Below are 12,416 nucleotides of genomic sequence, written 5' to 3'. Positions count from 1 at the left end.
ATCATCCATCTCGGACGAGGAGATCCACCGATGCGAGGCATGCCGCCCGTTGACGCGCTCCGCGCGGCACTGCGCGCCGCCGCCGGGCATGCCGACGCCTACCTGGCGGGTCTGGCCGATCGTCGGGTCGGCCCCAGCCTGACCGCCGAGCAGGTCCGCCGCCGGCTCGGCGACACGCTGCCGGCAGGCCCGAGCGACCCGGTGGCGGTCATCGACGCCCTGGTCGACGCGGTGGCCGGCGGCCTCACCGCGACCGGCTCGGGCCGCTTCTTCGGCTACGTCGTCGGCGGGACCCTGCCGGCGGCGCTCGCCGCCGACCTGCTCACCGTCGTGTGGGACCAGAACGCCGCCCTGGCCTCCCTCTCCCCGGCCGCCAGCGCCGTCGAGGCGCTGACCGGCCGCTGGATCGCGCAACTGCTCGGCCTGCCGTCGGGGGTGTCCGTCGGGTTCACCACCGGCACCCAGATGGCGCACGTGACCGCCCTGGCGGCCGCACGGCACCGGGTGCTGGCGCGGGCCGGCTGGGATGTCGAGACGGACGGTCTCGCCGGGGCGCCGCCCGTGCGGGTCCTGGTCGGTGCCGCCCGGCACGCCACCGTCGACGCCGCGTTGCGCCTGCTCGGATTCGGCACCCGCGCGACGATCGCCGTCGAGGCCGACGAACTCGGGCGGATGCGCCCCGAGGCGCTGCGGGCGGCCCTTGCCGACGAGAGCGGCGGGAGCGGGCCGACGATCGTGATCGCCCAGGCGGGGGAGGTCAACACCGGCGGGTTCGACCCCTTCGAGGAGGTGTGCGCGCTGGCCCGCGAACACGGCGCCTGGGTACACGTGGACGGTGCGTTCGGGCTGTGGGCGGCGGTGTCGGCGGCGGCGTCCCGGCGCGCCCTCGTCGCCGGGGTCGAGCGGGCCGACTCGTGGGCGACCGACGGCCACAAGTGGCTCAACGTCCCGTACGACTGCGGGATCGCGCTCATCGCGGACCGCGAGGCGCACCGGCGGTCGATGTCGGTCTCGGCGGATTACTTCGTCCTCGACTCCGCCGGCCGGCTCGACCCGGTCGACTGGACACCGGAGTTCAGCCGCCGGGCACGGGCCTTCGCCGTATACGCGGCGCTGCGCTCGCTCGGCCGGGCGGGGCTGCGCGATCTGGTGGACCGGTGCTGCGAGTATGCCAACCGCTTCGCCGTGCGGCTCGCCGCTCTTCCCGGGGTGACGGTGCTGAACTCGGTGGCCGGCCCAGCCGGGTCAGCCGGGTCAGCCGGGTCAGCCGGCCCGGGCCGCGTCGTGGAGCTCAACCAGGTGCTGATCCGGGTGGTGGCAGACCAGGAGGGCGACCGGACGGCGGCCGGGCGGGCGGAGGGCGACCGGCTGACGGCGGCGGTCACGGCCGCGGTGACGGCGAGCGGCGAGGCGTTCGTGAGCGGCACGGTGTGGCGGGGGCGCACGGCGATGCGCATCTCGGTAAGCAACTGGTCGACCTCGGACGGCGAGGTGGAGCGGACGATCGCGGTGATCGAGGCCGCCGTCGCCGAGGCGCGGGGGACGACCGTGCGGGGGACGACCGTGCGGGGGACGACCGTGCGGGGGACGACCGTGGCGGCGCCGAGCGGCGGCGGTACGCACCGCGGCGGTATCGCTTCGTAGTACCCGGCAGACACGACGGCGGAGGTGTCCGGACCGCGCGCGCGGGAAGGTCTGACGGTCCAACTCTTCCGTCCACCTTCACGTTCACACCGAGTACTCGACACTGGACGGGGCGGCTCGGCTGAAGGACATGCTCAAAGAGGTCTTCCGCCAGCAGATGCCGGCGGTCGCAATCACCGATCACGGCTACATGTACGGCGCCTACGACTTCCACAAGCAGGCGACGGCGGCCGGCGTCAAGCCCATCATCGGCTGCGAGGCGTACGTCGCGCCGGAATCCCGCCCGCTCAAGCAGCGGGTGCGCCGCTGACGGTGGAGCGGCTGCGGGAGGTTCTCGGCGCCCCTCCCGGGCGGACGGAAGTGCACCTGCGGCTGCAGACCGCGAGCCGCACCACCGTGTTCCGGTTCGACGACGCGCATACGGTCCAGCGCACTCCGGCCCTCATGGGCGACCTCAAGGCCCTGCTCGGCGCCTCCGCCGTGGCCTGAGCGGCGCGGGACGGACCGGAGCATTCCCGCTACCGAGGATCCCGTCGGGGATACGGACATGCAACACCCGACACCGTTGCGGCAGCAGGTTTCCGGGGGACGATGAGCCCAGGTAACAACCGGAGGATGCGCCGTGACGATCAGTCGACAGCCGGCGGAGCACGACCCTGCCGAAGCGACCATTCCGCGCCGGGAGCCGCAGTGGTCACCGAACGTGGCGCGGGCGACGCGCNTNTTNTTNGAGAGCCTGATNGGGGACGACCCGCCGGTACGGATCGCGCTGTGGGACGGCTCGGTGCTGGGACCGGACACCACCACCCGGATCCTGGTCCGCTCGCCGGAGGCGCTGCGCCGCATTCTGTTCCGCCCGGGTGAGCTGGGCTTCGCGCGGGCCTTCGTCGCCGGGGAGATCGACGTCGAGGGGGACATCTTCGCCGCCCTCGCGGTGCGCCGAGGCATCGCCGGTGCCGGCTCGCGGCTGACCGGCGCGACCGCCCGCGCCGCCGCGACCCTGCTGCGCGAACTCGGCCCGCGCATGCCGGCCCCGCCGCCCGAGGAGGCCCGGCTGCGCGGCCGGCAGCACACCCGGGACCGGGACGCGGCGGCGATATCCCATCACTACGACGTGTCCAATGCGTTCTACCGCCTCATCCTCGGCCCGACGATGACCTATTCCTGCGGGGTGTGGGAATCGGAGCAGGTCGGCCTGGACGCCGCCCAGAACGCCAAGCACGAGCTGGTCTGCCGCAAGCTGGGCCTGCGTCCCGGCGAGCGGTTGCTGGACATCGGCTGCGGCTGGGGCAGCATGCTGATCCACGCCGCCCGCCACCACGGGGTCCGCGGCGTGGGGGTGACCATCTCGGTGGAACAGGCCACGCAGGCCCGCCGCCTCGTCGCCGAGGCGGACCTCGCCGACGTCATCGAGATCCGCCTGCAGGACTACCGGGAAATCCCGGACGGCCCCTTCGACGCGATCAGTTCCATCGGCATGGTGGAACACGTCGGCCGGGCGATGCTCCCGACTTACTTCGACCAGTTGTACCGGCTGCTGCGCCCCGGGGGGCGCCTGCTCAACCACGGCATCTCGTTTCCCGGCGACCCCGCGGGGGCCCGCCGGGCCCGGCCCGGCCTCGGCCCGGTCCCGTTGCCGAGGGGACGCGACTTCCTCCAGCGCTACGTCTTCCCGGACGGGGAACTACACGAGATCGGGGTCATGGTCTCCCTGATGCAGGCGGCCGGTTTCGAGGCGCGCCACGTCGAGTCCCTGCGCGAGCACTACGCGCTGACCCTGCGGGCCTGGGTACGCCTGCTGGAGAAGAACTGGCCGGCCGCGGTCGGCATGGTCGGGGCGGGTCGGGCCCGCGTCTGGCGGCTCTACATGGCCGGATCGGCGCTGAGCTTCGAGAGCGGGCGGACCCAGATCCACCAGACCCTCGCGGTCCGGCCGGACGCCGGCACCGCCGGCATGCCCCTGCGGCCCCGCTTCGAGTCGCCCACGACCGCACCGAGCCAGTCGACCGCACCGACGCCCACGACCGCACCGACGCCCACGACCGCACCGACGCCCACGACCGCACCGACGCCCACGACCGCACCGAGCCAGTCGACGGCCGGCTGACCCGGCTATGCCGCCCGGGAGCCCGCCCGGGAGCGGCGTCTACGATCGGAAGCGACGCCTATGCCCCGGGAGCGGCGGAGTCCGCCACCGTACGGTCGGACCCTTCGGTGCCGACGCTCTCGGCCCGCCCGGCGACCGCGTCCCCGGCCGTTGACGATCCGACCGTTGACGATTCAGGCATCGACGGCGCAGCGTCCCGGCGCAGCACCACCACGACGGCGATGGCCGTGACCGCCATGACCGTCATGGCAATCAGGGCGGTCACCGACATCGCGTCGACGTAGCATTCCTGTGCCACCCGCAGCAGCATGTCGCCAAGACCACCCGGGTGGAGGCCGCCGGGGAGCCGGTGGGCGACCTCCACCGCACCGCCGAGGGTCTCCCGCGCCGCGTCGACCGCGATCGTGGGCAGGCCGGACGGTGCCCGCGTCGGCACCTCGTTCCGGTAGACGGCGGTGGCGATGCTGCCGAGAACGGCGACCCCGAGCGCGCCCCCGAACTCGATGGCCGACTCGGACAGGGCGGAGGCCGAACCCGCCCGTTCGGGTGGGGCGTTGCCGAGCACGACGTCGGTGCAGATCGTGAGGACGACACCGACCCCGCTGATCAGCACGGCATAGGCGCCGAGCAGCACCGGCAGACCCCCGGAGACGCCGAGCCGACTGGCGATGCCGAATCCCAGCGCGGTGACGACCAGCCCCGCGCCAAGCGCGCCGCCCAGCCGCAGCAGCCGCAGCAGCCGGGGGGCGGCCAGCACAGAGATAATCATTGCGGTCGCCGGCAACATCGTCCACAGTCCGGCGACCAGCGGGGTCAGGCCCGCCACGAGCTGCAGGTACTGAGTGGCGAAGAAGCTGAACCCGACGAGGGCGAACAGGGCGAGGGCGTTGACGGCCAACGCCGTGCGCACGGCACGGGACGCGAACAACCGCGGATCGATCAGCGGTTGGTCGACCCGGCGCTGCCGGACCACAAGGAGGCCACCCAGGATCACACCGACGACGAAGGCGGTCATCGGAACGGCGGTCCAGCCGTGTTCGGCGATGCGCTTCATGCCGTAGACCGCGCTGAGGACGGCGGCGAGGGAGAGCCCGGCGCTGGTCAGGTCGAAGCGGCCGGGACGCGGATCCCGGAACTCGGGCAGGAACGCGAGACCCAGCACCAGCAGCAGGAGCATCACCGGCACATTGATCAGGAAGACGGCACCCCACCAGAAGTGCTCCAGCAGGAAGCCGCCGAGCAGCGGTCCCAGCGCGACACCGCCGGAGAAGCTCGCCGTCCAGATGGCGACGGCGACGCGCCTCTGGTCCGGATCGACGAACAGGACCCGGATGAGCCCGAGGGTCGACGGCATCAGGGTGGCACCGGCGGCGCCCATCGCCGCCCGGGCGAGGATCAGCATGACCGGGCCGGTGGCGTAGGCGGCGAGTACCGACGCGGTTCCGAACACGGCCGCGCCGTAGAGCAGGAGCCGGCGACGCCCGATCCGGTCGCCGACCGTCCCCATCGTGATCAGCAGGCCGGCGAGCACGAAGGAGTAGATGTCGACGATCCAGAGCAGTTGGGCGCCGCTCGGGGCGAGGCGTGCGGTGATGAACGGCAGGGCGAAGTACAGCACGGTCACGTCGATCGACAGCAGCAGGCAGGGCAGGGCGAGTACGGCGAGACCGGCCCATTCCCGGCGGCCGGCCCGTCGTGTGCCGGGGGTCGGCCGCATCCCGGGCATCGGTTGCATCACCAGGTCTGGCATGCGCCGACTATGGCGCGGACCGGCGCCCGGCGCCGGGGCCCAGTCCTGGATGCGGCGAGATGCGACAACGCACCGGGACGGCGGAACCTCCGGACGCCCCGATCCGCCGTGACCAGCCGCGTTGTTCCGCATCGTCGAGAAAACCCCATCGGGTCCATGAGGCGAGACGGCAGCACGGCAGCACGGCGAGACGGCAGCACGGCAGCACGGCACCCGTCTCAGTCGGAACGTCACGGGTCCGACAGGCGGAAGGACAGGTCGGCCGGGGGCACGGCCGTGTCGAGTTGGGCCTTCTGCAACCTGCCGGAGTAGTCCCAGTTCATCGACTGCCATCGGGTGACCTGGTCGAGGACCCAGCGACCGGACTGGCGGCTTCCGTTACCGGACCGCCCGTTGCCACCGAAGGGCAGGTGGGCCTCCGCGCCCGACATCGAGGAGTTGACGCTGACCATCCCGGCCCGCACCCCCCGCCGGAACCGGAACGCGCTCGCCGCATCGCCGGTGTAGATCGACGACGACAGCCCGTAGCCGGGCAGGTTCGCCAGGTCGATGGCCTCGTCGAGGCTGCGGTAGGTGGTAACGCCGATGATCGGACCGAACGTCTCCTCGCGGAACACCTCGTCGTCCGGGCGCACGCCGTCGAGCACCACCGGGTGGTAGTACAGCCCGGAGTCGGGATCGCCGACGAAGCCGCGACGCGGTCCGCCCGGCCACCTTCCCGGCCCTGCCGGTGTCAACGGCGTCGATGAACCGGCCGACGTCCCGAAACCGGCCGACGTGATCCGTCCCACCGCGGTGGACCCGAAGATCCGGTGATGGTCCCGGATCAGGTCGAGATGGTCGGCGAACCCGGCCGCGAACCGGGCGTCGAGCAGCGGCCCGTACAGCACGTCCCGGGTCGGATCGCCGACGACCGCCGCGGACACGGCGGCGTCGAGCCGACGCACGAACTCGGCATGCACCGACTCGTGCACGATCGCCGTACCCAGCGAGGTGCACCGCTGCCCGGCGGTGCCGAACCCGGCGAACACCGCCGCTTCGACGGCGGCGTCGAGATCGGCGTCGGGCGCAACGACCATCGGGTTCTTCCCGCCGAGTTCCAGGCACGGCGACTGCAGGTACCGGCCGCACAGGGCGCCGATGAACCGGCCGACCTCGGTGGATCCGGTGAAGCCGACCTTGTCGACGACGCCGGCCGCCAGCGCCCGCTCCAGCCCGAGCGACGTCGCCGCGCCGTCGGCGGGCACGAGGTTCACCGCGCCGGCGGGAACCCCGGCGGCGGCCATCAGCTCGACCAGGGCCTGCGCGCAGGCCGCCGCGTACTCGGCAGGCTTCCAGACCACGGTGTCGCCGGCGAGCAGGGCCGGCACGATGTACCAGGACGGCACCGCCACCGGGAAGTTCCCCGCTGTTATCACCATCATCACCCCGACCGGCTCCCGGAAGGTGAACAGCTGCTTGTCCGGCATCTCGGAGGGAACGGTCTCGCCGTAAAGCCGGCGTCCCTCGCCGCGGAAGAACTCGCAGGTGTCGATGATCTCCTGGACCTCGCCGCGAGCCTCGGCCGCCGGTTTGCCGATCTCCCGGGTGACGAGCCGGGCGAGCGCGGCGGCGTTGTCCGCGACGAGCCGGCCGAGATTGCCGATCACGCTTCCCCGGACCGGGGCCGGCACGTCTGCCCAGGTGCGCTGGGCGTCACGGGCCGCCACCGCGGCGGCAAGGATCGTCTCCGGGCCGGCCAGCTCGACCTCGGCGACCACGTCGTCGAGCCGGGCCGGGTTGGTCGAGGGCACCGTCCGGACCGGGGTGAGCTCCGCTTCGGCCGCGCCGGGCGGCGCGCACCCGTCCCGCGGACGTCCGTCCCGCGGACGTCCGCCAATGAGCGCACCAACCCGCCGTGGCCGTACCAGCGTCATGACGATCCCCCATCCGGTCCACCGGGTCCATCCGGCCTATCTAATCCGCCCGGCCCATCGGATCCGCCCAGCCCGTCCAATCCACCACCCGGCAGTCCGTCGAGGACCCGGCCGAGGGCCGCGATCCCGGCGGCGAGCTGCTCGGCGCTCACCGTCAGCGCCGGTCGGAACCGGATGGCCCGTTCCCCGGCGGGCAGCGCGAGGACTCCCTCGCGCACCCGCAGCCGCCGCAGCACCTCGTCCCGGACGGCGCTGCCCGGCAGGTCCACCGCGCAGAGCAGACCGCGCCCACGGGGATTACGCAGCAGCCGGGAGTGGCGGGCCGCGAGCTCCGTCAGCCCGGCAAGCATGCCCACGCCGAGCTCGCCGGCCCGGGCCATGAGCCCCTGTGCCTCGATAATCTCCAGGATGCGGGTGGCGCGGACCATGTCCACCAGGCCACCACCCCAGGTGGAGTTGATCCGCCCGGGCACGCGGAAGACGTTGTCGGCGNCCTCGTCGNCCCGCCGGCCGGCCATCACCCCGCCGAGCTGGACCTTCTTACCGAACGCGACGACGTCCGGGCGCAGGCCGAGCTGCTGGTAGGCCCACGCCGAGCCGGTGGCGCCGACACCGGTCTGCACCTCGTCGAGCACGAACAGCGCGTCGTGGCGCCGGCAGAGCGCGGCCATCGCGGCCAAGAACTCGGCCCGCAGGTGGTTGTCCCCGCCCTCGCTCTGGATCGGTTCGGCCAGAAAGCAGGCGATGTCGTGGGGATGGGCGGCGAAGGCGGCCTCGGCCTGGCCGAGCGCGACACGTTCCGCGGCAATCACGGCGTCGAGGGCCGGCCCCACGCAGGGAAACATCATCGCCGGGCAGTCAATGCGCGGCCAGTCGAAGACGGGGAAACGCTCGGTCTTGACCGGATCGGTGTTCGTGACCGAGAGGGTGTAGCCGCTGCGTCCGTGGAAGGCGTTCCGCAGGTGCAGAACCCGACGGCCGAGCGCCGCGGGACGGCCGTGTGCCGCGTTGTGCCGGCTCTTCCAGTCGAAGGCGCACTTGAGCGCGTTCTCCACCGCCAGGGCCCCGCCCTCGACGAAGAACAGATGCGGCAACTGCGGATCGCCGAGGACCCGGGCGAAGGTCCGCACGAACTCGGCGTAGGCGACGGTGGCGACGTCCGGATTCGCCGGCTTGTTGACCGCCACCCGGCCCAGCCGGGCGACGAAGCCCGCGTCGTTGACGAGGTCCGGCGGGTTGATCCCGAGCGGCGCCGAGGCGAAGAAGCTGTAGAGGTCGAGATAGCGCCGCCCATCACGGGCGTCGACGAGCACGCTGCCGCGGCTCATCGCCAGGTCGCAGACGAGGTCGAAGCCGTCGACGAGGACGTGACGACCGAGCGTGCTCAGCACTGCGTCCGCCGCTAGCCCCTCCGCCGGCATCGCGTCCGCCGACCGGGCACCGGACGCAGACACCTGGGCTGACCGCAAGGGCTGGGCTGACCGCAAGGGGACGACCATCCCGCTCTCCTCCCCCGGACCACTTTCATCCGGATCCCGTCGCCATCCCACGAGCCGTCTCGGCGACGTCGATCTTCTTACGAAAATATCCCTGCAAGATTACGCTACAACCTCTAATTCTTTCGTTCCATACCAAGCATTGGACAAATCTTCGCGCGAAGGTCGTCAGGGCGTAGCGGCGACGCGTCAACCACACCGCGAGCGGCGCGTCGACCACACCGCACACATAAAGTGGCGGACACTTGACACAGAGCGAAGGCAACGCCGTCAGATGAGTGCAGGGGACGGCACGGGAGACAATCGGCGCATCTCCACCCCGCACCGTCGCGAGGTGCGCCGGAACCGCCGGGCCACCCCGACACCCGGGCCACCCCGACACCCGGGCCACCCCGACACCCGGGCCACCCCGACACCCGGGCTACCCCGACACCCGGGCCACCCCGACACCCGGGCCACCCCGACACCCGGGCTACCCCGACACCCGACGACGGAGAGAAGGCAAGCGGCGTGCTGACGCCCCTGACCACGGACGATCCCCGACGCATCGGCCCCTACCGGCTGGCGAACCGCATCGGCGCGGGTGGGATGGGCGTCGTCTACCTCGGTTTCGGCACCGACGGCAGGCCTGCGGCCGTGAAGGTGCCGTCGGCCGGACTCGCCGACGATCCCGAGTTCCGGTCCCGTTTCCGGCACGAGGTCGACGCGGCCCGCCGGGTCAGGGGCAGCGCCGTCGCCGCTGTGCTCGACGCCGACCTGACCGGGCAACGGCCGTGGATGGCCACGGAGTACGTCGAGGGCAGGAACCTGGCGGACGCGGTCGCCACCCGCGGCCAGCTCGACGATCGACTGGTCCAGGGACTCGCCGTCGGTCTGGCCGACGCCCTGGTCGCGATCCATGCCGCCGGGGTGGTGCACCGCGACCTCAAACCGGCGAACATCCTGCTCACCTGGGACGGCCCGAAGGTCATCGACTTCGGCATCGCCCGCGCCGGGGACAACACGAGCCACACCCGGACGGGAATGCTGATCGGCACCCTGGTCTGGATGGCGCCCGAGCAGCTGCGCGGCGAGCGGGCCGGACCCGCGGCCGACATCTTCGCCTGGGGGGCCTGCGTCACCTTCGCCGCCGCCGGCCGGCCCCCCTTCCGGGGCGAACGGGCGGAGGCGATCGGCCTGCAGATCCTCACCGCGGAGCCCAACCTCGACGGGTTGCCCGCGTCCCTGGTCGGCGTCGTGCGGGCGGCCCTGGACAAGGAGCCGGCGCGCCGCCCCGCCGCCACCGAGCTGCTCGCCCGACTGGTCGGCCACGACGTCCGCTCCCCCGCCGAATCGGACCGGGCCAGCGAGACGGCGCTGGCCCGCTGGTGGTCGTTGCCGCCGACCCCGCCGGACGGCGAGGGTCCCCACGGGGGGTACCGCGACGCCGGCTACGGTCCCGATCCCGCCCACCACCGCGCGTCCGCCCACCACCGCGCGTCCGCCCACCACCGCGCGTCCGCCCCGCCGACCGTGAGCCACGGCGCTGACGGCTGGGAGGACGACGGGTGGCGCGTCGGGTCGGGCAGAGGCGGGAGCGGGGGCGGCGGGCGGCGTGGAGCCGTCGTGGCGGTGGCCGCGCTGCTCGCGGTGCTGCTCAGCGGGGGCCTCGCGGCGGCCCTGGTGCTCAACCGTAGCGACGACACGCCCACCATCACGGGGTCGACGCCAGACCCGCTGGCGACGGCGGGGACGGCCGCCGGGACGACGGGTCCGTTGCAGGCCGCCGGGACGACGGGTCCGTTGCAGGCCGCCGCGCCGCCCGCCACAACCGGGCCCGCATCGGCGCGGGCGCGGGCGTCGGCGTCAGCGAGCCCGACACCGGTGGCGACCACGGTGGCGACCACGGTGGCGACGCTGTCCGCCGCCGACGCCGCCGCCACGGTGCGCCGGAAGGGCTATGAGCCGGACATGAGCACCTACGCGGCCGACCGGCGACTGAACGTAGTGATCGGCACCGGCCAGCCGGCCGGGGACACCCCCCGGCAGCTCGCCTTCGTCTTCGCCGACGGTGAGTACCGTGGCACGGACACGAAGGCACCCAGCGCGCGCATCACCCTCCAGCGCCAGCGCAACGATCATGAGGTCGTGCTGCGCTATGCCACCTACGACCCGCGGGACCCGGTCGATGCCCCGTCGGGCCACGCCGACGTCCGCTTCCGCTGGACTGGCACAATCTTCTCCACCCTGGACAAGATTCCGCCGAGCGACCCGAATGTCTCCGGCAGCCGACGGTAGGGCCGTCCGCCGGGGTCCGGGTGGCGGCGGGCGGTACCGGATGGCGGGTGGCGGATGGCGGTGGCGGGTGGCGGACCCGAGGCGCCCGCCTCCGCGCCCAGCCGCACATCGCTGCGCTGGAAGCATTACGGTTCAGGGTTAGGGGTCTCGCGGGGCCGTGGACGTCGCGGATGCCGTGGACGCTGTGAATGACGCTGTGAATGCCGTCGACCCACGGACACCGGTGCGGCGCGGGCCGGCGGCCATCGGGCCTCGGCCCGTGCCCACCGCCGACGAAGGAGTGAGCTTTCGGGTGAGCCCCGGCATTCCGAGTCTCACGGCCGAACGCGGAACCGAACGCGGAACCGAACGCGGCGATCAGGACAGGCGGCACGATGCTGACCCCGCTTGTTGACGACGACCCGCGCCACGTCGGCCCGTTCACGATCCACAACCGGATCGGCGCTGGCGGCATGGGCACCGTGTACCTCGGTTTCANCGCCGACGGCCGGGCCGCCGCGGTGAAGGTTCCCGACGCCCGGTTCGCCGACGACCCCGAATTCCGGGAACGGTTCCGCCGCGAGGTGGCCGCCGCCCGCCGGGTGCACGGCCGGGCGGTCGCGGCGGTACTCGACGCCGATCCCGAGGCCACGTCGCCGTGGCTGGCGACCGAATACGTGGAGGGCACCAGCCTCGCCGACGCGGTGCTGCGCCACGGCCGGCTGGAGGAACGGCTGCTGCACGGCTTCAGCGTGGGACTCGCCGACGCGCTGATCGCCATCCATGCCGCCGGAGTGGTGCACCGCGACCTCAAGCCCTCGAACATCCTGCTGGCCTGGGACGGCCCGAAGGTCATCGACTTCGGCATCGCGCGGGCCTCGGGGATCCCCAGCCACACCCGCACCGGGATTCTCATTGGCACGCTGGCCTGGATGGCGCCCGAGCAGCTGCGCGGGGAACGGGCCGGGCCCCCCGCCGACGTGTTCGCCTGGGGCGCCTGCGTGACGTACGCGGCGACGGGACATCCGCCGTTCGCCTCCGAGCAGTCCGACGTGCTGACCAGGATGCGCGAGGACCGACCACCCGACATCGCCGGCGTGCCGGTGAAGCTCGCCCCGCTGGTGCGCGCGGCGCTCGGGCGTCGGCCGGAGGAGCGCCCGAGCGCCGCCGAACTGGTCCGCAGCCTGGTCTCGGACTCCGCGGTCCGCACCCCGGCCGACGCCGACCGGGCTGCGGCGTTGGCCCTC

8 protein-coding genes and 1 pseudogene are annotated in these 12,416 nt (G+C 73.0%); 6 read left to right on the top strand and 3 right to left on the bottom strand.

Annotated features, from left to right (window positions below; translation table 11 throughout):
• Nucleotides 1-30: 30 nt before the first annotated feature.
• The 4 genes and pseudogenes from ALLO2_RS11185 to ALLO2_RS11175 all read left to right on the top strand — a co-directional run bounded on the left by ALLO2_RS11185 (nucleotide 31) and on the right by ALLO2_RS11175 (nucleotide 3,751).
• Complete coding sequence (locus tag ALLO2_RS11185) at nucleotides 31-1,644, top strand: pyridoxal-dependent decarboxylase (protein ID WP_023840777.1); 1,614 nt, start codon at nucleotides 31-33, stop codon at nucleotides 1,642-1,644.
• A 61-nt stretch (nucleotides 1,645-1,705) separates the two neighbouring features.
• Nucleotides 1,706-1,948 (top strand): annotated as a pseudogene (locus ALLO2_RS11180) (PHP domain-containing protein); the annotation flags it as partial.
• Nucleotides 1,949-1,956: 8 nt separating this feature from the next.
• The gene (locus tag ALLO2_RS25560) at nucleotides 1,957-2,133 is read left to right on the top strand and encodes a hypothetical protein (RefSeq protein ID WP_011437256.1); all 177 of its coding nucleotides are present in this window, start codon (nucleotides 1,957-1,959) and stop codon (nucleotides 2,131-2,133) included.
• A 133-nt stretch (nucleotides 2,134-2,266) separates the two neighbouring features.
• Nucleotides 2,267-3,751, top strand: a complete 1,485-nt coding sequence (locus tag ALLO2_RS11175) for a cyclopropane-fatty-acyl-phospholipid synthase family protein (protein ID WP_051875088.1) — start codon at nucleotides 2,267-2,269, stop codon at nucleotides 3,749-3,751.
• Between the two features lie 58 nt (nucleotides 3,752-3,809).
• Here the strand turns inward: ALLO2_RS11175 and ALLO2_RS11170 are convergent, their stop codons facing one another.
• From ALLO2_RS11170 to lat, 3 genes are all read right to left on the bottom strand, one after another.
• The gene (locus ALLO2_RS11170) at nucleotides 3,810-5,477 is read right to left on the bottom strand and encodes an MFS transporter (protein WP_201783441.1); all 1,668 of its coding nucleotides are present in this window, start codon (nucleotides 5,475-5,477) and stop codon (nucleotides 3,810-3,812) included.
• Between the two features lie 254 nt (nucleotides 5,478-5,731).
• Complete coding sequence (locus ALLO2_RS11165; RefSeq protein WP_023840779.1) at nucleotides 5,732-7,417, bottom strand: aldehyde dehydrogenase family protein; 1,686 nt, start codon at nucleotides 7,415-7,417, stop codon at nucleotides 5,732-5,734.
• Entirely contained in the window at nucleotides 7,414-8,838 is a 1,425-nt protein-coding gene (lat, locus tag ALLO2_RS11160; protein ID WP_084588402.1) for an L-lysine 6-transaminase, read from the bottom strand. Before lat ends, ALLO2_RS11165 begins: the two co-directional genes overlap by 4 nt.
• A 585-nt stretch (nucleotides 8,839-9,423) precedes the next feature.
• On the opposite strand from lat, the gene ALLO2_RS11155 reads away from it, so the two are divergent.
• Both ALLO2_RS11155 and ALLO2_RS11150 read left to right on the top strand, forming a co-directional pair.
• Nucleotides 9,424-11,190: an LppP/LprE family lipoprotein gene (locus ALLO2_RS11155; protein WP_023840780.1), complete on the top strand. Its 1,767-nt coding sequence runs from the start codon at nucleotides 9,424-9,426 to the stop codon at nucleotides 11,188-11,190.
• Nucleotides 11,191-11,564: 374 nt separating this feature from the next.
• On the top strand, nucleotides 11,565-12,416 hold an 852-nt coding region (locus ALLO2_RS11150; RefSeq protein WP_035731815.1), incomplete at its 3' end, for a serine/threonine-protein kinase.

It is taken from the genome of Frankia sp. Allo2 (genome assembly GCF_000733325.1).
In the GTDB taxonomy this organism is placed as follows: domain Bacteria; phylum Actinomycetota; class Actinomycetes; order Frankiales; family Frankiaceae; genus Frankia; species Frankia casuarinae.
The sequence above is the reverse complement of the archived record's forward strand: the minus strand, read 5'-3'. Positions and strand labels throughout refer to the sequence as shown.